We start from the raw sequence: 19,293 nt of genomic DNA, 5'->3' as shown, positions 1-19,293 counted from the left end.
TGGTACTTGTAGGAGCGCACCCTGTGCGCGAACCACGTGACCGTATCGCAAACCCTTCGCGCACAGGGTGCGCTCCTACGGGCACATCACTTGCCTTCACGCTTGCCGCCGCCAAGCAGCGGCAACTGCAGATCTGACAAGCCCGGCAGATCGCGCTCCAGCTTCTCGATTTCCTCGCGAAACGCGTGCACGTCCTCGAATTTGCGGTAGACCGAGGCGAAGCGCACGTACGCCACCTGGTCGAGATTCTTCAGCTCGCGCATCACCAACTCGCCGAGTTGGCGCGACGGGATCTCGCGCTCACCGCTGCGGCGCAGGTCGTTGATGATGGTGCGCACGGCGCTGTCCACGTCATGGCTTGGCACCGGCCGCTTCTGCAGCGCGCGCTCGAAACTGACCCGCAACTTGCGCTCGTCGAACGTCTCGCGCCGCTCGCCACTCTTCACGATCGTCGGCAACTTCAACTCGGCCGTCTCGAACGTGTTGAACCGCTCACCGCACTGCGGACACTCGCGCCGCCGACGCACCGTGCTGCCGTCCTCGGTCAGCCGCGAATCGATCACCCGCGTGTCTTCGTGCTGGCAGAAGGGGCAGTGCATGGTTAGGGGAATCGGGAATGGGGAATGGGGAATGGGGAAAAGCAAAAGCGCCCGGGAAACCGGCTTTCACCGATTCCCCATTCCCCATTCCCGATTCCCGGCATTTCAGCCATACACCGGGAACTTGCGGCACTGCTCGGTGACCTTGCTGCGCACCGCCGCGATCACCGCCTCGTCTTCGGGCGCGTCCAGCACGTCGCAGATCCAGTTCGCCAGCTCGGTCACGTCCGCTTCCTTGTAGCCGCGGGTAGTGACGGCCGGGGTGCCGACGCGCAGGCCGGAGGTGACGAAGGGCTTGCGTGGGTCGTTCGGCACGGCGTTCTTGTTGACCGTGATATGCGCCTTGCCCAGCGCTTCCTCGGCCGCCTTGCCGGTGACGTCCTTGCCGATCATGTCGACCAGCATCAGGTGGTTCTCGGTGCCGCCGGAGACGATCTTGTAGCCGCGCTCGATGAAGGTCTTGGCCATCGCCTTGGCGTTCTTCACCACCTGCGCCTGGTAGCTCTTGAACTCGGGCTCCAGCGCTTCCTTGAACGCCACCGCCTTGGCGGCGATCACGTGCATCAGCGGGCCGCCCTGGATGCCGGGGAACACGATCGACTGCAGCTTTTTCTCGATCTCTTCGCCGGCGCCCTTGGCGACAATGAGACCGCCGCGCGGGCCGCGCAGGGTCTTGTGGGTGGTCGAGGTGACCACGTGCGCGTGCGGCAGCGGGCTGGGGTAGACGCCTGCGGCGATCAGGCCGGCAACGTGGGCCATGTCGACGAAGAACAGCGCGCCCACCGAATCGGCGATCTTGCGCATGCGCGCCCAGTCGACCACTTGCGAATACGCGCTGAAGCCGCCCACCAGCATCTTCGGCTGGTGCTCCGTGGCCAGGCGCTGCACTTCGTCGTAATCGATCAGGCCGTTCTCGTCGACGCCGTACTGGATCGCGTTGAACAGCTTGCCGGAGACGTTGACCTTGGCGCCGTGGGTCAGGTGGCCGCCGTGGGCCAGGCTCATGCCCAGGATGGTGTCGCCCGGCTGCAGCAGCGCCAGGTAAACCGCCTGGTTGGCCTGCGAGCCGGAATGCGGCTGCACGTTGGCGTAGTCGGCGTCGAACAGCTGCTTCAGGCGCTCGATGGCCAGCTTCTCGGCCACGTCCACATACTCGCAGCCGCCGTAGTAGCGCTTGCCCGGATAGCCTTCGGCGTACTTGTTGGTGAGCTTGGAGCCCTGCGCTTCCAGCACGCGCGGGCTGGCGTAGTTCTCCGAGGCGATCAGCTCGACGTGATCTTCCTGGCGCTGGCCTTCATCGGCGATGGCCTTGGCCAGTTCGTCGTCATAACCGGCAATCGTGCAGTCCTTGGGGAACATTCTGGCCTCGGCGGGGTGGTGGCGGGATTTAGCCGGAAATTGTAGCGCTGCCGGGCTTTTGCGGCCACCGGCAGCTGGCTACACGCGGGTTCATCGGTGCGATGGCACAAGCCGCTATAATGCGCGGTTTGATGAATTCCCTTTCCGCGCCGCCCGTCGGTGGCGCGGTGCACGCTTTCGGAGGTTGCATGAGCTCGCAGTACATCTACACCATGAACGGGGTCAGCAAGATCGTCCCGCCGAAGCGGCAGATCATCAAGGACATTTCGCTCAGCTTCTTCCCCGGCGCCAAGATCGGCCTGCTCGGCGTCAACGGCGCGGGCAAGTCCACCGTGCTGCGGATCATGGCCGGCGTGGATACCGACTTCCAGGGCGAGGCGCGCGCCCAGCCGGGCACCAAGATCGGCTACCTGGCGCAGGAGCCGAACCTGGACCCCGAGAAGACCGTGCGCGAAGTGGTCGAGGAAGGCGTGTCGGAAATCCTCGACGCGCAGAAGCGGCTGGAAGAGGTCTACGCCGCCTACGCCGAGGACGGCGCGGATTTCGACAAGCTGGCCAAGGAACAGGAACAGCTGGAAAACCTGCTGGCCGCCAACGACGCGCATGCGCTGGAGCGCCAGCTGGAAGTGGCCGCCGATGCGCTGCGACTGCCGGCGTGGGATGCCATCGTCGGCCCGCTGTCTGGCGGCGAGAAGCGCCGCGTGGCGCTATGCCGCCTGCTGCTGTCCAAGCCGGACATGCTGCTGCTCGACGAACCCACCAACCACTTGGACGCCGAGTCGGTCGACTGGCTGGAAAAATTCCTGCACGACTACCCCGGCACCGTGGTGGCGGTCACCCATGACCGCTACTTCCTCGACAACGCCGCCGAGTGGATTCTCGAACTCGACCGCGGCCGCGGCATTCCGTGGAAGGGCAACTACACCGAGTGGCTGGAGCAGAAGGACGCCCGCCTGAAGCAGGAAGCGAACCAGGAGAAGTCGCGCCAGAAGGCGATCGCGAAGGAGCTGGAGTGGGTGCGCTCGGCCGCCAAGGGCCGCCAGTCCAAGGGCAAGGCCCGCCTGGCCCGCTTCGAGGAACTGAACTCGGTCGACTACCAGCGCCGCAACGAGACGAATGAAATCTTCATCCCGCCGGGCGAGCGCCTGGGCCAGGAAGTGATCGAGTTCAAGAACGTCACCAAATCGTTCGGCGACCGCATGCTGATCGAGGACCTGTCGTTCAAGGTGCCGCCAGGCGCGATCATCGGCGTGATCGGCCCCAACGGCGCCGGCAAGTCGACCATGATGAAGATGATCATGGGCAAGGAACAGCCGGACACCGGCGAGGTGAAGCTGGGCCACACCACCAAGCTGGCCTACGTCGACCAGTCGCGCGATGCGCTCGACCCGAAGAACAACGTATGGCAGGAAGTTTCCGGCGGTTCGGACATCCTCACCATCGGCAACTTCGAGATCCAGTCGCGCGCCTACATCGGCCGCTTCAACTTCAAGGGCACCGACCAGCAGAAGATCGTCGGCAGCCTGTCCGGCGGTGAGCGTGGTCGCCTGCACATGGCCAAGACCCTGCTGCAGGGCGGCAACGTGCTGCTGCTCGATGAGCCGTCCAACGACCTGGACGTGGAAACCCTGCGCGCGCTGGAAGACGCGTTGCTGGAATTCCCCGGCAGCGCGATCGTGATCTCGCATGACCGCTGGTTCCTCGACCGCATCGCCACCCACATCATCGCGTTCGAAGGCGACTCGCACGTGGAGTTCTTCCCCGGCAACTACAACGAGTACGAGGCCGACAAGAAGCGTCGCCTGGGCGACGATTCGGGTCCGAAGCGCGTGAAGTACAAAAAGCTGGCCTGAGCTCTGCTCCTCCCCCTGCGCGCAGGGGGAGGTTGGGAGGGGGTTGTCCGGGCTGGCGGGGAGATCAAAAGCACCCCACCCCAACCCTCCCCTGCAAGCAGGGGAGGGAGCAAAGGCCACAAGCAAAAAAACACCCCGCCGCAGCGGGGTGTTTTCGTTTCAGGCCTCGACCGTTACCAACACGGCACTACCACGCGGCAGCGACAACACGCCCCGCCCCGCATCGATCCGCAGCGTTTCATCGGAAACCGGCGACCACTCGCCCGTATGCCCCACGGCGGCGCCAGCCAACGTGGTGTGGTGCACGTCGTCGATGCCCGGCGCCTGCAGACGCCACACCTTGGCCGCACTTCCCGCGTGGCCGAAATCCACCTGCAGATCCACATCACGCTGCAGATCCTTGTTGAACACCGCCAGCAGGCGCTGCCCGTTGCGGTCGGCCGCGTAGGCGGTGAGGTTGGCGCCGTTCGCACTGAGCGCGGCATCGACGAAACCCGCCCCCGCGAACTGCCGCGCCAGCAGCAACCCGTAATACAGCGGGCGGGCGTAATAACCCTCCTCCGCATCGCCGGCGATGGGCGTGTAACGACCGCTGATCGCATCCAGCCGCTGCTCGTAAGTGGCGCCCTTCGGCGCCGTCGCCACGTTCTTGTTGAGCGATGCCTCCAGCACCGACAGCGTGCCGGAGTGAATGTTGATGCCGTCCACGCCGGCCTGTGCGCAAGCCAGCGCGAAATCGCCGCCCCACAACGCCGAAGCGAACGTATTGCTGACACCCAGCTTGCCGCCGCCCCAGTAGGAGTTCGCTTCGGTCAGCAGGAACGGCAGCTTCTTCGCCGCCGCCACCTTGGCGACCTGTTCCGCCTGCTGGATGAAGTCGGGGTCGCCACCCAGCATTTGCGCCACCGTGGTGGTCGGTTGCGGCGCGCCGCCGCGGTAGTAGTGATGCGTGAGTGCCACGATGTCGTTGGTGTCGTGGGCAAACTTCCGCACCCAGTCGATTTCATTGCTGGTGTCGGGGCCGGCGATCGGCACGTGCGCGCGCTGACGGATCGCCCCGGCGGTTTTGCGCCACAACGCCAGGTACTCGTCGTAGCTGAAGGCGCTGCCATCCGCGTGCTTGTACAGGCTCGGCTCGTTGCCGATCTGGATCGCCTGCAACCGATCGCCCACCGCGCGCTGCACCGCCTCAGCCAACTCGGCCGCCATCTCCGGCGAGCCGCGGCGCAGGTTGACACCGAACACCAGCCGCCAGCCGGTGGCATCGAGAAAGCCCGCCAGGTTCGTCAGCTGTGCGGGTGTAACCATGTACGGCCGCTTGAACACCGCGTGCGGCAATTGCTCGAACGGCGGCAGCGCGCCGGTGTAACCGCTCCACGCCGAGTAATCGCTGGAATTGCCGCCGATGCGCAACACGCCCTGCGGATTCAACCGGCGCAACATGCCGATCAGCGCCTCGTTCGATGCCGAAAAGTAGCTGGTGTCGTGCATCTGCAGCGTTTCAAAACTCAGGCCGACGAGGTCCGATGGCACGGTGCGTCCGGTCGCCGACTTGCCCAGTTTCAACATGGCGCGCGTTGGCGTTCCGCCGGAACCACCGCCGGCTCGCGCGGCAAACGGGTTGATCAGCGCCATGGTGGCGGCAGTGGCACCGATCTGAAGGAAGCGACGACGGCTGGCGGAAATCTCGTGCGTCATGGGCAAGGCCTCGCGGTTTCGAGATGACAGATCACTCCGGTCGACGATAAACGAAAAATCCCGCCAGCCGCTAAAATGGCCAACCGATCCCGCCGACCCGAGAGTGACCATGCGCTTTTCCGACGCCCTGCAGCAACGCTGGCGCCAGCACGACACCCTGGTCTGCGTGGGGCTCGATCCGGACCCGGCGAAATTCCCCGCGCACATCAAGGGCGCGCCCGATGCGGTGTTCGCCTTCTGCCACGCCATCGTCGACGCCACCGCCGACCTGGCCTGCGCATTCAAACCGCAGATCGCCCACTTCGCCGCCCTGCGCGCCGAAGACGCACTCGAGCGCCTGATCGCCTACATCCACCAGCGGCATCCCGGCGTGCCGGTGATCCTGGACGCCAAGCGCGGCGACATCGGCAGCACGGCGCAGCACTACGTCACCGAGGCGTTCGACCGCTACGGCGCCGACGCGGTGACGCTTAACCCGTACATGGGCCGCGATTCGATCCAGCCGTTCCTGGACCGCGCCGACAAGGGCGTGATCCTGCTGTGCCGCACCTCCAACCCCGGCGGCGCGGATTTCCAGGCGCTGGATTGCGGCGGCGTGCCGCTGTACCTGCGCGTGGCCGAGACCATCGCCCGCGACTGGAACACCCACGGCAACTGCGCCCTGGTCACCGGCGCCACCTGGCCCGAGGAAATCCGCCAGGTGCGTGCGCTTGTCGGCGACATGCCGCTGCTGGTGCCGGGCATCGGCGCCCAGGGCGGCGACATTGAGGCGGTGATGCACGCCGGCCGTACCACCGACGGCACCGGCCTGATGATCAACTCCTCCCGCGGCATCATCTACGCCGGCAACGACAAGGACTTCGCCCTCGCCGCACGCAACGCCGCCATCGAACTGCGTGACACGATCAATCGCTGCCGCTGACGCGCCTGCTCCGTCAGAAGAAAAGGGCTGACGGCAATCAGGGCCTTTTCTTACAGCGTCACTGCGCCGGATGGTTATCCTTTGCGTTTGGCAACGCGCGCTTGTCGGCTCCGTCGCAAGCGGTCCATGGACAGCATCCACCCATGCAGGGAACAGCGATGATCTTCCGTTCTGCACTCCTGATGCTTCTGGTCGGCGTCACCCTCCGGCCAGCTGCTGCGGAGGCCCCGCACATCACCACTCAACGGGAGAACGCGACCAGCATCCTGGTCATCTCACCGATCTTCAGTCAATTGGTGGCTTTCAAGATGCCGCTTGACTTCAAGGTGGTCAACGAAGAAACCAGCGCCCACGGCTACATCCGGGAATCCGTACCTATGGGGGAGAACGTTGAACACTGGAGCCGAATGATTACCGTCACCGGATACAAGGATGTCGCCGCCAACCCCGGACCGCCGCCCGCGGTATTGCTCAATACGATTGCGGAAGGTTTCAGGAAGGCCTGCCCCGACAGCGTAAGCGTCGGCGATCTGGGAAGCCCGTCCGTCGACGGCTACCCCGCCGCGGCCGCTTTCATTGCCTGCGGCACCACCATTTCCGGTGGCAAGCCTCATAGCGAAGCGGCACTCGTCGTGGCCATCAAGGGTGCGCGGGACTACTACACGATCCAGTGGGCCGAACGCGGAGCGGCGCAGGCGACTCCCGTCGCCTTCGACGGAAAGCACTGGGTGGGCCAGTTCAAGCAGTTGATGCCGATTTTCCTGTGCCAGAGGATCCCCGAGGAGCAAGCCCCCTACCCAAGCTGCATATCGCGCTTGTCCAGTGATAACCAGGCTCCTGCGACGCATGGAAGCCAGGCGGTGCCGCCGTTGAATGCCGCGTCGCCAGCTTCATAAAGCTCCTCGCCTGCATGCGACTTGCAGCCAGCGTTGACGGCCAGCGGATCACCCACGCTCAACCTTCCAATCGCAGGAAAAAGCGACACTTGGGTTTCCCGATGGCGCCGACGCCACGATAGAAACGTGCGGCATCGGTGTTCCAATCCGGCGTCTGCCACTGCATTTCTGCGCAACCGCTGCGGCGGGCGGCCGCGATGACGGTAGCCAGCAAAGACGCACCGATGCCCCTACCACGTCGGCCTTCGCGCACGAACAGGCAGTCCATGTGCAGGAATTCCCGCGCCCGCCACGTCGAGAACTCGACCGTGGCGGTCGCGTAACCCAGCAGGTCCCCGTCGGCCTCGGCGACCCATGCCTGCAGCCGTGGCGAGGGCGCAAACAACGCGCGCGCCAACCCGTCGAGCATGTCCGCCGCGGTGCCGAGCGTTGCCCGCTCGTACAGCGCATGTTCGCCACAAAGCGCGACCAGCGCCATGAGATCCTGCCGCTCTACGCGCCGCACCACGCAAGCTGCTGCAAGCGCTTTCACAATGCCTCCATCGCCAACGCCTGCTCGCGCACCGGTCGGGCATCGTACTGACGTCCCGCCCGGTGGTTTCGTGCCCTGTAAGACGCCACCGATCCAGTCGACTGCCATGCGCGCGGTGCCTGCATCACCCCTAATTCGTCATGCTGCTCAGTCATGCCCGGTACCCTCGGCCAGCTCGAAACCCTCATCGATCCAGCCCGTGATACCACCGGCCATCAGCTTCACCGGTCGTCCCAGCCGGGCCAGCCGCACGGCGGCGCGTGCTGCGCCATTGCAATGCGGGCCGGCGCAATACACCACGAACAAGGTCCCCGCGGGGTGCGTCGCCAGCCGCGATTCGATGATCTTGGCGTGCGGGATGTTGATCGCGCCGGGGACGTGCCCGCGCTGGTAGTGCGCCGGGCCGCGGGCATCGATGAGAACGAAGCCCGGCTCGGCCTGCTGCAGGGCGTCGTGCGTATCCCAGCAATCGGTTTCGAAGGCGAACGCCGCTTCGAAATGCTGCAGCGCCTGCGCGGACGGCGCGGCGGGAATCTGGGTGACGGCGTTCGACATGGGTGCTCCCGGGTGCGGATGGAGACTCATTGTTCGGCCGCGGCGGGGCGCGCACAATTGGCGAAAACGACACGCTTCGATCAGATCATGCCAATCTCCCGTCGCCGCCGAACCCCGCCCAACCCACTGGTCGCCGCGCTGGTCTACGACGGCTTGTGCGGCTTCGAGTTCGCCTGCGCGGCCGAGGTTTTCGGCCTGCCGCGACCCGAATTGCAGCCCGGCTGGTACCGCTTCGAAACCTGTGCCGCCGAGCGCGGCCCGCTGCGTGGTCAATACGGCATGCGGGTGACGGCGGACGCGGGACTGGAGCGACTCGCCGACGCCGGCACCATCATCATCCCCGGCTGGAAAGGCCTCGACGTGCCGGTACCGACACGCGTGCTGGACGCCCTGCGCGAGGCGCATGCACGCGGCGCACGGTTGCTGACGATCTGCTCGGGCGCCTTCGTGCTGGCCGCCACCGGCCTGCTCGATGGCCGCCGCGCCACCACCCACTGGCGCTACGCCGAGGCGCTGCAACGCAGGTACCCGCGCATCAAGGTCGATCCAGCGGTGCTGTACGTGGACGAAGGCCAGTTGCTCACGTCCGCCGGCAGCGCGGCGGGCCTGGACTTGTGCCTGCATCTGGTGCGTCGCGACCACGGCGCCGACGTGGCCAACCAGGTGGCGCGGCGGCTGGTGATTCCGCCGCACCGCGACGGCGGCCAGGCGCAGTTCGTCGAGCGGCCGGTGGCGAAACGCGAATCCAGCGCGCTGTCAAAGGTGATCGACCACATGCAGCGGCGGCTGGCCAGCCACCAGCCGATCGCCGAGCTGGCCGCGATGGCGGCGATGAGCGAACGCAGCTTCATGCGCCACTTCAAGCAAGCCACCGGCACCAGCCCGGCGGACTGGTTGATCGCCGCGCGGGTGGACCGCGCGCGGGAATTGCTGGAGGGTTCGTCGCTGTCCATCGACGCCATCGCCGGCGAGTGCGGCTTCGGCAGCGCGATCACCCTGCGCCATCATTTCCGCCGCAAGCTTGGCGTCAGCCCCGGCGCCTACAAGGCGCGCTTCGCTGCCACGGAAACGCGGCGGGAACCGACCACCGTGTGACGGCCGATGCGCCGACGCCGCAGCGTCGCTGCATCCGATCGGCCGTAACGCCAATCAGGCGGCCGTCTTGGCCGCCTGCAGGGTTTTCGCCTTCAGGTCCAGCGCATCGGCTGCGTCCAGCAGCGCTCGCGCAAAGCTGCGCACCTCACCGGGACGCAGGGCGTACCAGTTGCCCTTCTTGCTCACGTCGCCCACGGTGCGGCCGACGCGGGATACGCAGTGCGGTCGAAAAATCACCATCCCGGTCAGCAGTTCCGAGCTGATATCCGCGGACACAATCTGCATGTGCGTTTCATCTTCTTTCTTCACCAAATCTCTCCCCGGCGGAAAGCCACCGCTCTCCAGCTTACGCCACCGGTGATTTGGCGGTTGCCACCGCAACGGTGTGGAGCACCAAACACGGGAATCCTATACTCGCCGAGGGCCTACTGCTGGATGCGGTATCCGGCGGCATGTCCCTCCCTCCATCACACAAGGATTCCCCAAGATGAACGGACTTGCCGATGTGCGTATCGAAGACTGGAACCGCCTGCAACATGAAGTAGCCCGTTTGCGCGTGCTGGTGATCCTCGCCCTGCTGGCGGTGGTTGCGCTGGCCGCCGTGTCCCTGCTGCGCAAACCCGAGGCGCCGGCCAAGCCCGACGCGATCATCCGCACGCAAGGCCTGGTGATCACCGATGCCCAGGGCCACGACCGCATCCTGATCGGCGCGCCGGTGCCCGCCAGCAAGGACCGCACCCGCAAGGACGACGCTTCGGACGGCATCATCTTCCTCGGCAAGACCGGCGCCGATCGTCTCGCGATCGGGCAAATGCCCGCACCGGTGATTGGTGGCCAAACCCTGAAGCGCATCGGCGACGGCGACAACTACGGCCTGGCCTTGTTCGACAAGAAAGGCAACGAGCGTGGCGGCATGGCCTTCCTGGGCATGGGCCGTGTCGTGATCGGCCTGGACCGTGCGGCGCCGCTCAGCGACGCAATCGGCCTGATGGTCGATGACCGGGATGGCTTCGCGGGCATGATCATGAATTATGCCGACGGCAAGGTGCACGCGCCGGCACTCGAACTGGGCACCACCGCGAACGAGGTGCACATGCAGTTCTACGGCAAAGACAACCTGCCCCACGCGCAACTCAATTTCGACGGCAAGGGCAAACCCGCCTGGCAATTCGACGACGCGGCATCAGCGGCGAAGGCGGCGAAGGCCGCGCCGACCACCGCAAACTGACACGCTGCTCGCATCGTCCATGCGTAACCCGCTGCATGGACGATGCGTATCCACGCTTGCGCTGACAGATTCCTAATTCGTCCGCGGATACGGGCTTCCCTGCAACAGCCCCGCCAGATGCGCCGCATTGCAGGCCTGGGTCTTGATCGCGCCGGCCAGCGCCTTGGGCGTTTCCTTCAGGTCGATGTAGTTGGTCTTGTGCATCGCCTCGCCGACCCAGTAGCTGGAGCTGCCGCCGGGGATACTGAAACCGACATCGGCCAGCGCCTGGTAGAGCTCCGCGGTGACGTGATGCGCACCGTCCTCGTTACCGACCACGCAGACCATGGCGACCTTGCCGAAGGTGGGATAGACGCCGTGCTCGTCGATCTCGCCGAATACCGCGTCGAGACGTTCGCACACCCGTTTGGCCACGCTGCATGGCTGGCCCATCCAGATGGGCGTGGCCAGCACGAAGATGTTGGCGTCGTCGATGCGTTTGCGCAGCGCGGGCCACGCGTCGCCCGGCCCCTGGTCGGTCTTCACGCCGGGCTTGATGTCGTGGTTGACGGCGCGCTCGCTGGCGGTGGCCACGTCGTAGCCCTGCAGTGCTTCCAGCACCTGATCGAGCAGTTTCTGGGTGGACGATGGTTCGTTGCCGGTCTTGAGGGTGCAGTTGAGGCCGAAGGCGGAAAGCATGGCGGCTCCTTGAATCAAGGGCTTTCCAGCCTGCGCCTGCGGATGTCGAAATGCGGTCAGCATCATGTGTTGCCGTTGCATGGAGAACGGCAACGCAAAAACCCGCCGTATCAATCGACGACGCGCACCCCTTTCCAGAACGCCACCCGACCGGCGATCTGCGCCGCGGCTTCCTTCGGCTGCGGGTAGTACCACGCGGCCTGGGCATTCACTGCATCACCGACCACCACGTCGTAATAGCTGGCCGTACCCTTCCACGGACACACGCTGTGATGATCGCTTTCGCGGAAATATTCCTCTCGCAACGAGGCGGCGGGAAAGTAGTGATTGCCCTCAACCACGACGGTGTCGTCGCTGTCGGCCAGCACGGTGTCGTTCCAGATGGCTTTCATCAATCGTCTCCCAGGTCCTGCCCCGGAAACAGCACATCGGTGTAGCCGAACTTGCTGAAGTCGGTGATGCGCGAGGGGTACAGGCGACCGATCAGGTGGTCGCATTCGTGCTGCACCACGCGGGCGTGGAAGCCTTCGGCGGTGCGGTCGATGCGGGTGCCTTGCGGGTCGACGCCCTGGTAGCGGATGAGTGAGTAACGGCTCACCGCGCCGCGCAGGCCCGGTACGGACAGGCAGCCTTCCCAGCCTTCTTCCATGTCCTGCGACAGTGGGGTGATCAGCGGGTTGAGCAGGATCGTGCGCGGCACTGCCGGTGCGTCGGGGTAGCGCTCGTTGTGGTCGAAACCGAAGATCACCAGTTGCAGGTCGACGCCGATCTGCGGCGCGGCCAGCCCCACGCCGCCGGCGTCGTGCATGGTTTCGAACATGTCGGCGATCAGCACATCCAGCTCCGCGCTGCCCAGCATCGCCGTGGGCACGGCCGGGGCGACGCGCAGCAACCGTGGGTCGCCCATCTTCAGGATTTCGCGAATCATGCAGAACCTCGACGTGGAATCGCCATCTCTTGACGATCTAGGGGCGGTGCGGCGCAATGCAAGCGATGTGGTTCACGAGCCACGAGAAGCACGAGCCCCGGCGAGCCACAAAGCCTGAGCGTTGTGTTTGTTGAACCCGCAAGCGGGTTCAACCGCCGCCGAACACCTTTTTCAGCAACTCGGTGCTGCGCGCAGCGGGGTTCTCGCGGATCGATCGTTCCTGCGCGCCGATCTCGGTGAACAGGCCATCCAGTGTTTTCGCTGTCACGTAGTCGTCCAGGTCCAGCGGGCTGCCGCCCTTGTTCGACTTTCCGCCGCCCAGCGCCCCGAGCACGCTGCCGAGCTGGCCACCACCGCTGCCAGAGGTGAACGCCTTGTATTTCCGGGTGACGCCGGCGCTGTCGGTGGCCTGGGCCACGATGGGATGGATGCGCGCGGTCAGTGCATCGCCGGCCACGCGACGGAAGAAATCGGTGGCCGCGTGGTCACCGCCGGTGAGGATGCCGCGCGCGTCGTCCAGCGTCATCTTGCGGATGGCGTCGCCGAAGATCCCGGCAACCTGTGGCACCGCCTTCTCGGCGGCGCGGTTCATGCTCAACTCGAACGCATCCACCTTGGCGCCCTGGCCCAGTTGCCTGGCCAGCTGGCCGGCCTGTTCGAGCTTGCCCGGCAGGGGAATACGCACCTTGGCGTTGTTCCAGAAGCCGCCGTCGCGGCCGAGACTGTTGATGGCGTTGGTGGTGCCCTTGGCCAGCGCTTCCTTGAGGCCGGCGGCGATGTCGCTGGTCGGCAGGTTGCTGCCCGCCTGCGACGTATTCGAGGTGTGCGTCGACTGCTTGACCTTGTTCAACAAGTCCTTGAATTGATTGGACCCGACGGCGCCCACCGGCAACGCCAGAGCCACCAGGGCAAGACCGCACAAACCGTGACGTATCGCGATGCGCATGGCGTATTTCCTCGATGGCGGCGGGCCGGGCAGTGTAGCGCCGCCCCTGTGACGCGGTGTGCACGGATCTCGCAATTCGACCAATGGCTAATCCGGCTGGCCTTATTTGGCATTGACCATCGCCGCCGCCGGGCGGAGTCTTGCGGTATTGCCGAGGAGGAGTTGCCATGCAGACGATGCAAGCCACCGTTCCCCCGCCGAGCGCCGCCAGCAAGATTGTCTGGGTCGCGATCGCCATCATCGGTGCTTTCTGCCTGGGCGTGGTGGCATTGAGACGGGGCGAACCGATCAATGCGATCTGGCTGGTAGCTGCCGCAACGGCGATCTTCGCCATCGGCTACCGCTTCTACGGCAAGTTCGTCGAACACTCCGTGTTGAGGTTGGACCCCACCCGCGCGCCGCCCTCCGTGCTGCGCAACGACGGCCTCGATTACGTGCCCACCGACAAATGGGTGGTGTTCGGCCACCACTTCGCCGCGATCGCCGGCGCCGGCCCGCTGGTCGGCCCGGTGCTGGCTGCCCAGATGGGTTATCTGCCCGGCACGTTGTGGATCCTGTTCGGCGTGGTGTTTGCCGGCGCAGTGCAGGACTTCATGATCCTGGGCCTGTCGCTGCGCCGCGACGCGCGTTCGCTGGGCCACATGTTGCGCGAGGAACTGGGACCGGTGCCCGGCATCGTGGCGATGATCGGCGTGCTGGTGTTGATGATGATCGTGCTGGCGGTGCTGGCGCTGGTGGTGGTCAAGGCACTGACGCACAGCCCGTGGGGCACGTTCACCGTGGCCGCCACCATCCCGATCGCGTTCCTGATGGGCGGCTACATGCGCTGGTTCCGGCCGGGGCGGATTCTCGAGGTGTCTATCATCGGCCTGGTGCTGCTGCTGGTCTCGATCTGGGCCGGCAAGTACGTGGCCGACTCGGCCACGCTGGCGCCGCTGTTCGACATGGACGCCAAGGCGCTGGCCTGGTGGCTGATCGGCTACGGCTTCGTGGCCTCGGTGTTGCCGGTGTGGCTGCTGCTGGCGCCGCGCGATTACCTTTCCACCTTCCTGAAGATCGGCACCATCGCGTTGCTGGCGCTGGCGATCCTGATCGCCGCGCCGGACCTGCAGATGCCGGCGGTGACCCGCTTCATCGACGGTACCGGCCCGGTGTTCGCCGGCGACCTGTTCCCGTTCCTGTTCATCACCATCGCCTGCGGTGCGGTGTCCGGCTGGCATTCGATCATCGCCTCCGGCACCACACCCAAGCTGCTGGCCAACGAGGGCCAGGCGCGCATGGTCGGTTACGGCGGCATGCTGTGCGAAGCCTTCGTGGCGATCATGGCGTTGATCGCCGCCACCTACCTGCACCCGGGCGTGTACTTCGCGATGAACTCGCCCAGCGCCATCATCGGCACCACGGTGCAGGAAGCGGCCACCACGATCAGCCAGTGGGGCTTTGTGGTGACACCGGACGAGTTGATCAAGACGGCCCAGGACATCGGCGAAAACAGCATCCTCAGCCGTGCCGGGGGTGCGCCCACGCTGGCCGTGGGCATGGCCCAGCTGCTGCACAACATCCTGCCGGGCGGCGGCATGATGGCGTTCTGGTACCACTACGCGATCCTGTTCGAGGCGCTATTCATCCTCACCACGGTGGACGCGGGCACCCGTGTGGGCCGCTTCATGATCCAGGAGATCGCCGGCCTGATCCACCAGCCGCTGCAGGAAACCGAGTCGTGGGCTGGCAACCTGCTGGCCACTGCGATCTGCGTGTTCCTGTGGGGTTATTTCCTGTACCAGGGCGCGGTCGACCCGCTGGGCGGCATCAACACCTTGTGGCCGTTGTTCGGCATCGCCAACCAGATGCTGGCGGCAATCGCGCTGATGCTGGCCACCGTGGTGGTGGTGAAACTCAAGCGCGAGCGCTACGTGTGGGTGCCGGGCATCCCGGCGATCTGGCTGATCATCTGCACGCTCACCGCCGGTTACCAGAAACTGGTCGGCCCGATCAGCTTCACCGCCGCCGCCAACAAGTACAACGCGGCCCTGCAGCAGGGCCAGCTGCTGGCGCCGGCCAAGACCCCGGCCGCCATGCAGCAGATCGTCACCAACAACTACGTGGACATGGCGCTCACCGGCCTGTTCATGCTGCTGATCGTGGTGATGGTGGTGTTCTGCCTGCGCGCGCTGATCCGGGGCTGGCAGGCCAACCATCCCACCGCGCATGAAGAGCCCTACGTGGCGTTGGGTAGCGTGGCGTCGTGATGGCCAGCACGTTGAACGCGGTACGCAAGTGGGCGGTGCAGACCGCCCGCCTGTGCTGCGGCATACCCGACTACGACGTCTACGTGAAGCATCTGCGCGAGCATCACCCCGAGCGCAAGGTGCCCAACTATGGCGAGTTTTTCCGCGAACGGCAGGAAGCGCGCTACAAGGGCGGTGGCGGGCGCTGTTGCTGACGAGCTGCTCAATGTAGGAGCGGCTTCAGCCGCGACCGCTTCTGTCTCGACGCAGAGCGGTCGCGGCTGAAGCCGCTCCTACAGGGGTAATGCATGGCGCATTGGTCAACCGGTGCGAAGCGAGGACAATGGGCTGCTTGTCTGCTTGATGCCCACCATGTCCCCCACCGAAATCACCCTGCCGTCCCCGCTGAAATCCGCACCGCTGCAACGCCACCCCGAACTGCGCGTCATCGCAATGTACGAGATCGTAAAGACCGCCTGCCTGCTGCTGGTGGCGATGGCGGCGTTCCATCTGGACCATCAGCAGAATTTCGAACACCTGGTGCACTGGCTGGAACATCTTTCGCTGGCCGACAGCAATGGCCTGCGCTGGAAACTGGTGGGCGTGCTGGTGGCGTTCGGTCCCAGCAAGTTCGTGGCGGTCGGCGCGGTGGCGTTGGGTTATGCGGCGCTGTTCGGCGTCGAGGGCATCGGCCTGTGGCTGGGCAGGCACTGGGCGGAATGGTTCACGGTGATCGCCACCGGTTCGCTGATTCCGCTGGAGCTGTACGAGACGCTGCACCGCTTCGGCTGGTTGAAACTGGCCACCCTGGTGGGCAATGTGGCGATCATCATTTACCTGGTGCGGATCGCGTTGCAGCCGCGTGGCGGCGCATCCATCAGGACGCAACAGCCTCACACCTCGTGATGCGCCGCCTCGGCTTGCAGCGCGGTCGCCGTGTCGGACCGGCGCGGCGCCAGCTCCACCAGATACATCGCCGCCAGCACCAGCGCGCCGCCTGCCAGCATGCGCCAGCCCAGCACGTCACTGCCGAACAGCACCGCGAACGCCGCGGCAAATACCGGCTCGGTGGTCATCACGATGGCGGCGCGGGTGGCCGGCAGGTGTGACTGCGCCCAAGTCTGCATCAGCATCGCGCCGGCGCCGGCGATCAGCGCCATGTACAGAATCGCCAGCCACGCGTTGCGGTCGGGTGGCCACACCGGGCCGTGCGGTGCGGTGGCCAACAGGCAGACCGCGGCGATCGCCAGCATCTGCACCGCCGACATGCCGAACGCCTCGCCCGGCCGCGACCATTGCCCCAGCCCCACGATGTGCAGCGCATACAGCACGGCCGAGGCCAGCGTCAGCCACACGCCCAGATCCACCGAAAGCCCATTGAGCGACAGCAGCGCCAACCCCGCCGTGGACAAGGCCACCGCCAGCCACGTCACGGCAGGCATCCGCCGACGCAACAACAGCACCGCCAGGATCGGCGTGAACACCACATACATGCCGGTGACAAAACCGCTGACGCTGGGTGCGATCAAGGCCAGGCCCCAGGTCTGCAGCAGCTGCCCAACGCCGTAGAGCGCACCCAGCAACAAGCCGCGCACCAGCTGTTGCCGGCCAAGCCGCCACACCGGCCGCGCGAACAACGCCAACATCACCCCCGCGCCGATCAGGAAACGCACGGCCAGAAAATCCGCCACCGGCATGCGCCCCACCACGTCCTTGATCAGCACGAAGGTCGAACCCCAGACGGCTGTCATTGCCAGCAGGCCGAGGGTCGCGAGGGTGGTGGTCTGGCGTGGGTTGGGCATGGCGTGCCGGATGGAATGGGGAATGGGGAATGGGGGAATGGGGAATGGGGAAGCTCCCATCGATCGCCCTGAGCGTAGCCGCCCAGCGGCGGAGTCGAAGGGTGGTTATGCGGCAGGGCTTCGACTACGCCGCTGCGCGGCTACGCTCAGCCGGAACGGTTGAGGAAACTGTTGCGCGAAATCAGGCGTTCCCGCCCCGAACCCGTTGCCTCGCACGCCACCACTGCCCCGGCACCAGCAACAAAAAGTGTCCCCAGATACCGAGCCACACCACGGCCGCCAGCAGCGGGTTGCGCGCGGCCGGGTCAAACTTGCGAAACCAGCGCCACATGCCGCGGTGCTTGTAGCGGCTGACGAACACCGGCCGGTGGCGGCTGGAACTGCCCTTGCCATGCGGCACACGCACGTCGCCCGCCAGCAGCACCTGGTAGCCGGCATCACGCACGCGGCGGCACAGGTCCAGATCCTCGCAGTGCAGGAAATAGCCTTCGTCGAAGCCGCCCAACTGCTGGAAAACCCCGCGCGGCAGCAGCATCACCGCGCCGGAGACGGCCTCGGCTTCCACCACCCGATCGGGCATGGCGCCGTCGATCGCCACGCCTTCTCCCGCGCCACCGAACAGGCTGGTGAGCGCGCGCCGCAACAGCGGATCGCGGCGGAACGAGGCCGGGTCGGGCTGGCCGTCGGCGTCGCACACCACTGATCCCACCAGTCCCGCACGCGGATGCGCTTCGAGGATATCGAGCAACCGCTGCAACGCCGTTTCCTGCAGCAGGCAATCGGGGTTCAACACCAGCAAGGTTTCGCCGCATGCCTGTGCAGCCGCGCGATTCACCGCCGGCCCGAAGCCCAGGTTCGCCCCGTTCTCGATCACCCGCAACCGCGCGTCACCCGCGTGCGCCCGCGCGATCGCCTGCGGCATGCCGTCGGTGGAGGCGTTGTCGATCAGGATCAGTTCCAGCGGCAAGGTGCCAGCCAATACCTCGCGCACGCCATCGCGCAGCGACGGGCCGCTGTCGGCCGACACCACGATGATGCTGACCGCGGGCGCGGAAGCGGAAGAAGAAGGAGGATTCACCGGCGCAAGTATGCGTGAGACGGGGCGATGTGAGAACCGGATGGGTGCATCGGTGGGAGCGGCTTCAGCCGCGATGCCTTGCTTTGATGTGACAAGGGCATCGCGGCTGAAGCCGCTCCCACAGGGTGCGCTCCTACCGTCGCCCGCGGGAGCCGGCGACGTGTTCCAGCGGCACCGGCATGTCGCCTTCGCGCCGTTGCAGCCAGGGCTGTTCGCCGTCCCAGCCATACAGGTTCCAGCCGCGCAGGCGGTGGCAGCGGTGATGGTCGCGATCGCATAGCAGCAGGCGACGGCCGTGTTCGGGGCGGGCAGCGAACCAGCGTCCGCCCGGGCTGAAATCGCATTGCTCGCCGGCTTCCACTTGCATGCCGTCGGCAAACAGGTAGCTGCCTTCGCGCCACTGCAAGCGGCCGCCGCGCGGGTCGGCGAGTTCCGCTGATGCGGCGTGCCACTCGGGTGGGCGCAGTTCGATGATGCGGGCGGGCGGGCCGATCGGCGCGCGGGCCAGCTCGGGCCATTCCGCGTCGGAGGTGGTGCCGGCGGGGGCGCGGCGCAGGTCGCGATCCAGCCATGCCTCCATGCCGGCCAGCAAGGTGTAGCCAGCGAGTGCGCCCAGCAATGCGGCACCCACGCCGAACGCTCCGCCACCCAATGCCCGTTGCAGCGCGACCATCACCCCGGGCAGGCCCCAGCGCAACGCCTGCCGCAACAGCCTGGCGTGTTCAGCCGGCCAGTGCAGTTGCAACAACAACGCGGCAGCCAGCGCCAGCAACAGGGGCAGCCCCAGCCACCACGGCAGCAACGCCAGCGCCGCGAGCCATGCCAGCATCGGCGCCACGGCATGCCACTCGGGTAAGCGCCACCGGGCCATGGCTCAGTGGCGTTCTGTGGGCGGT

Annotated in this window: 21 protein-coding genes; 8 read left to right on the top strand and 13 right to left on the bottom strand. The window is 66.0% G+C overall.

What is annotated here, in order from left to right; translation table 11 throughout:
- Nucleotides 1–86 precede the first annotated feature (86 nt).
- Nucleotides 87–599 carry a transcriptional regulator NrdR gene (gene nrdR / locus ACFPK0_RS04965; RefSeq protein WP_007082952.1) on the bottom strand — a complete coding sequence of 171 codons (513 nt, stop codon included), beginning with the start codon at nucleotides 597–599 and terminating at the stop codon, nucleotides 87–89.
- A 105-nt stretch (nucleotides 600–704) separates the two neighbouring features.
- A complete protein-coding gene (glyA, locus tag ACFPK0_RS04960; protein ID WP_056605402.1) occupies nucleotides 705–1,958 on the bottom strand; it encodes a serine hydroxymethyltransferase in 1,254 nt (417 codons plus the stop codon).
- 188 nt (nucleotides 1,959–2,146) lie between these two features.
- Between glyA and ettA the strand changes: the two genes are divergently transcribed.
- Nucleotides 2,147–3,811: an energy-dependent translational throttle protein EttA gene (gene ettA, locus ACFPK0_RS04955; protein ID WP_377338828.1), complete on the top strand. Its 1,665-nt coding sequence runs from the start codon at nucleotides 2,147–2,149 to the stop codon at nucleotides 3,809–3,811.
- Nucleotides 3,812–3,970: 159 nt separating this feature from the next.
- On the opposite strand, the gene ACFPK0_RS04950 is transcribed toward ettA, so the two are convergent.
- Nucleotides 3,971–5,509 (bottom strand): hypothetical protein, encoded by a 1,539-nt coding sequence (locus ACFPK0_RS04950; RefSeq protein ID WP_377338826.1) that lies wholly within the window; start codon nucleotides 5,507–5,509, stop codon nucleotides 3,971–3,973.
- Between the two features lie 109 nt (nucleotides 5,510–5,618).
- Here ACFPK0_RS04950 and pyrF point away from each other — a divergent pair, with 109 nt between their 5' ends.
- Both pyrF and ACFPK0_RS04940 read left to right on the top strand, forming a co-directional pair.
- A complete protein-coding gene (pyrF, locus tag ACFPK0_RS04945) occupies nucleotides 5,619–6,431 on the top strand; it encodes an orotidine-5'-phosphate decarboxylase (RefSeq protein ID WP_377338824.1) in 813 nt (270 codons plus the stop codon).
- A 143-nt stretch (nucleotides 6,432–6,574) separates the two neighbouring features.
- Nucleotides 6,575–7,327, top strand: coding sequence for a hypothetical protein (locus ACFPK0_RS04940; protein WP_377338822.1), 753 nt, complete (start codon nucleotides 6,575–6,577; stop codon nucleotides 7,325–7,327).
- Nucleotides 7,328–7,385: 58 nt separating this feature from the next.
- Here ACFPK0_RS04940 and ACFPK0_RS04935 read toward each other — a convergent pair whose 3' ends face one another.
- Nucleotides 7,386–7,805, bottom strand: a complete 420-nt coding sequence (locus ACFPK0_RS04935; protein WP_377338819.1) for a GNAT family N-acetyltransferase — start codon at nucleotides 7,803–7,805, stop codon at nucleotides 7,386–7,388.
- A gap of 201 nt (nucleotides 7,806–8,006) precedes the next feature.
- On the bottom strand, nucleotides 8,007–8,414 hold the full coding sequence (locus ACFPK0_RS04930) for a rhodanese-like domain-containing protein (RefSeq protein ID WP_377338817.1): 408 nt from the start codon (nucleotides 8,412–8,414) through the stop codon (nucleotides 8,007–8,009).
- 87 nt (nucleotides 8,415–8,501) lie between these two features.
- Here ACFPK0_RS04930 and ftrA point away from each other — a divergent pair, with 87 nt between their 5' ends.
- A complete protein-coding gene (gene ftrA, locus ACFPK0_RS04925) occupies nucleotides 8,502–9,509 on the top strand; it encodes a transcriptional regulator FtrA (protein ID WP_377338815.1) in 1,008 nt (335 codons plus the stop codon).
- 54 nt (nucleotides 9,510–9,563) lie between these two features.
- Here ftrA and ACFPK0_RS04920 read toward each other — a convergent pair whose 3' ends face one another.
- Complete coding sequence (locus ACFPK0_RS04920; RefSeq protein WP_056083943.1) at nucleotides 9,564–9,794, bottom strand: hypothetical protein; 231 nt, start codon at nucleotides 9,792–9,794, stop codon at nucleotides 9,564–9,566.
- 202 nt (nucleotides 9,795–9,996) lie between these two features.
- Between ACFPK0_RS04920 and ACFPK0_RS04915 the strand changes: the two genes are divergently transcribed.
- Nucleotides 9,997–10,737 (top strand): hypothetical protein, encoded by a 741-nt coding sequence (locus ACFPK0_RS04915; protein ID WP_377338813.1) that lies wholly within the window; start codon nucleotides 9,997–9,999, stop codon nucleotides 10,735–10,737.
- Nucleotides 10,738–10,809: 72 nt separating this feature from the next.
- Here the strand turns inward: ACFPK0_RS04915 and ACFPK0_RS04910 are convergent, their stop codons facing one another.
- The 4 genes from ACFPK0_RS04910 to ACFPK0_RS04895 form a co-directional block, all read right to left on the bottom strand.
- The gene (locus ACFPK0_RS04910) at nucleotides 10,810–11,415 is read right to left on the bottom strand and encodes a flavodoxin family protein (RefSeq protein WP_377338811.1); all 606 of its coding nucleotides are present in this window, start codon (nucleotides 11,413–11,415) and stop codon (nucleotides 10,810–10,812) included.
- Nucleotides 11,416–11,525: 110 nt separating this feature from the next.
- The gene (locus tag ACFPK0_RS04905; RefSeq protein ID WP_377338809.1) at nucleotides 11,526–11,807 is read right to left on the bottom strand and encodes a DUF427 domain-containing protein; all 282 of its coding nucleotides are present in this window, start codon (nucleotides 11,805–11,807) and stop codon (nucleotides 11,526–11,528) included.
- Nucleotides 11,807–12,343, bottom strand: coding sequence for a peptide deformylase (gene def, locus ACFPK0_RS04900; RefSeq protein ID WP_056081280.1), 537 nt, complete (start codon nucleotides 12,341–12,343; stop codon nucleotides 11,807–11,809). The genes ACFPK0_RS04905 and def overlap by 1 nt, the downstream gene beginning before the upstream one ends.
- A 148-nt stretch (nucleotides 12,344–12,491) precedes the next feature.
- The gene (locus ACFPK0_RS04895; protein WP_377338807.1) at nucleotides 12,492–13,289 is read right to left on the bottom strand and encodes a DUF4197 domain-containing protein; all 798 of its coding nucleotides are present in this window, start codon (nucleotides 13,287–13,289) and stop codon (nucleotides 12,492–12,494) included.
- A gap of 176 nt (nucleotides 13,290–13,465) precedes the next feature.
- Here ACFPK0_RS04895 and ACFPK0_RS04890 point away from each other — a divergent pair, with 176 nt between their 5' ends.
- The 3 genes from ACFPK0_RS04890 (at nucleotide 13,466) to ACFPK0_RS04880 (ending at nucleotide 16,423) form a co-directional block, all read left to right on the top strand.
- Nucleotides 13,466–15,538 (top strand): carbon starvation CstA family protein, encoded by a 2,073-nt coding sequence (locus tag ACFPK0_RS04890; protein ID WP_056607374.1) that lies wholly within the window; start codon nucleotides 13,466–13,468, stop codon nucleotides 15,536–15,538.
- Nucleotides 15,538–15,732 carry a YbdD/YjiX family protein gene (locus ACFPK0_RS04885; RefSeq protein WP_056083948.1) on the top strand — a complete coding sequence of 65 codons (195 nt, stop codon included), beginning with the start codon at nucleotides 15,538–15,540 and terminating at the stop codon, nucleotides 15,730–15,732. The genes ACFPK0_RS04890 and ACFPK0_RS04885 overlap by 1 nt, the downstream gene beginning before the upstream one ends.
- A gap of 157 nt (nucleotides 15,733–15,889) precedes the next feature.
- Nucleotides 15,890–16,423, top strand: a complete 534-nt coding sequence (locus ACFPK0_RS04880; RefSeq protein WP_377338804.1) for a DUF2127 domain-containing protein — start codon at nucleotides 15,890–15,892, stop codon at nucleotides 16,421–16,423.
- Here ACFPK0_RS04880 and ACFPK0_RS04875 read toward each other — a convergent pair.
- The 3 genes from ACFPK0_RS04875 to ACFPK0_RS04865 form a co-directional block, all read right to left on the bottom strand.
- Nucleotides 16,411–17,319 carry a DMT family transporter gene (locus ACFPK0_RS04875; protein WP_377338802.1) on the bottom strand — a complete coding sequence of 303 codons (909 nt, stop codon included), beginning with the start codon at nucleotides 17,317–17,319 and terminating at the stop codon, nucleotides 16,411–16,413. The two genes, ACFPK0_RS04880 and ACFPK0_RS04875, sit on opposite strands and share 13 nt — an antisense overlap.
- A gap of 181 nt (nucleotides 17,320–17,500) precedes the next feature.
- Nucleotides 17,501–18,397: a glycosyltransferase family 2 protein gene (locus ACFPK0_RS04870; protein WP_377338800.1), complete on the bottom strand. Its 897-nt coding sequence runs from the start codon at nucleotides 18,395–18,397 to the stop codon at nucleotides 17,501–17,503.
- Nucleotides 18,398–18,530: 133 nt separating this feature from the next.
- Nucleotides 18,531–19,268, bottom strand: a complete 738-nt coding sequence (locus ACFPK0_RS04865; protein WP_056081292.1) for a hypothetical protein — start codon at nucleotides 19,266–19,268, stop codon at nucleotides 18,531–18,533.
- Between the last annotated feature and the right edge of the window lie 25 nt (nucleotides 19,269–19,293).

Source organism: Rhodanobacter ginsenosidimutans (genome assembly GCF_042655685.1).
GTDB classification, from domain to species: domain Bacteria; phylum Pseudomonadota; class Gammaproteobacteria; order Xanthomonadales; family Rhodanobacteraceae; genus Rhodanobacter; species Rhodanobacter ginsenosidimutans.
The sequence above is the reverse complement of the archived record's forward strand: the minus strand, read 5'-3'. Positions and strand labels throughout refer to the sequence as shown.

Excerpts from the sequence above, each read along its gene's own strand:
- nrdR (WP_007082952.1), bottom strand. The coding sequence starts at position 599 with ATGCACTGCCCCTTCTGCCAGCACGAAGACACGCGGGTGATCGATTCG.
- glyA (WP_056605402.1), bottom strand. The coding sequence starts at position 1,958 with ATGTTCCCCAAGGACTGCACGATTGCCGGTTATGACGACGAACTGGCC.
- ettA (WP_377338828.1), top strand. The coding sequence starts at position 2,147 with ATGAGCTCGCAGTACATCTACACCATGAACGGGGTCAGCAAGATCGTC.
- ACFPK0_RS04950 (WP_377338826.1), bottom strand. The coding sequence starts at position 5,509 with ATGACGCACGAGATTTCCGCCAGCCGTCGTCGCTTCCTTCAGATCGGT.
- pyrF (WP_377338824.1), top strand. The coding sequence starts at position 5,619 with ATGCGCTTTTCCGACGCCCTGCAGCAACGCTGGCGCCAGCACGACACC.
- ACFPK0_RS04940 (WP_377338822.1), top strand. The coding sequence starts at position 6,575 with ATGCAGGGAACAGCGATGATCTTCCGTTCTGCACTCCTGATGCTTCTG.
- ACFPK0_RS04935 (WP_377338819.1), bottom strand. The coding sequence starts at position 7,805 with ATGGCGCTGGTCGCGCTTTGTGGCGAACATGCGCTGTACGAGCGGGCA.
- ACFPK0_RS04930 (WP_377338817.1), bottom strand. The coding sequence starts at position 8,414 with ATGTCGAACGCCGTCACCCAGATTCCCGCCGCGCCGTCCGCGCAGGCG.
- ftrA (WP_377338815.1), top strand. The coding sequence starts at position 8,502 with ATGCCAATCTCCCGTCGCCGCCGAACCCCGCCCAACCCACTGGTCGCC.
- ACFPK0_RS04920 (WP_056083943.1), bottom strand. The coding sequence starts at position 9,794 with ATGCAGATTGTGTCCGCGGATATCAGCTCGGAACTGCTGACCGGGATG.
- ACFPK0_RS04915 (WP_377338813.1), top strand. The coding sequence starts at position 9,997 with ATGAACGGACTTGCCGATGTGCGTATCGAAGACTGGAACCGCCTGCAA.
- ACFPK0_RS04910 (WP_377338811.1), bottom strand. The coding sequence starts at position 11,415 with ATGCTTTCCGCCTTCGGCCTCAACTGCACCCTCAAGACCGGCAACGAA.
- ACFPK0_RS04905 (WP_377338809.1), bottom strand. The coding sequence starts at position 11,807 with ATGAAAGCCATCTGGAACGACACCGTGCTGGCCGACAGCGACGACACC.
- def (WP_056081280.1), bottom strand. The coding sequence starts at position 12,343 with ATGATTCGCGAAATCCTGAAGATGGGCGACCCACGGTTGCTGCGCGTC.
- ACFPK0_RS04895 (WP_377338807.1), bottom strand. The coding sequence starts at position 13,289 with ATGCGCATCGCGATACGTCACGGTTTGTGCGGTCTTGCCCTGGTGGCT.
- ACFPK0_RS04890 (WP_056607374.1), top strand. The coding sequence starts at position 13,466 with ATGCAAGCCACCGTTCCCCCGCCGAGCGCCGCCAGCAAGATTGTCTGG.
- ACFPK0_RS04885 (WP_056083948.1), top strand. The coding sequence starts at position 15,538 with ATGGCCAGCACGTTGAACGCGGTACGCAAGTGGGCGGTGCAGACCGCC.
- ACFPK0_RS04880 (WP_377338804.1), top strand. The coding sequence starts at position 15,890 with ATGTCCCCCACCGAAATCACCCTGCCGTCCCCGCTGAAATCCGCACCG.
- ACFPK0_RS04875 (WP_377338802.1), bottom strand. The coding sequence starts at position 17,319 with ATGCCCAACCCACGCCAGACCACCACCCTCGCGACCCTCGGCCTGCTG.
- ACFPK0_RS04865 (WP_056081292.1), bottom strand. The coding sequence starts at position 19,268 with ATGGCCCGGTGGCGCTTACCCGAGTGGCATGCCGTGGCGCCGATGCTG.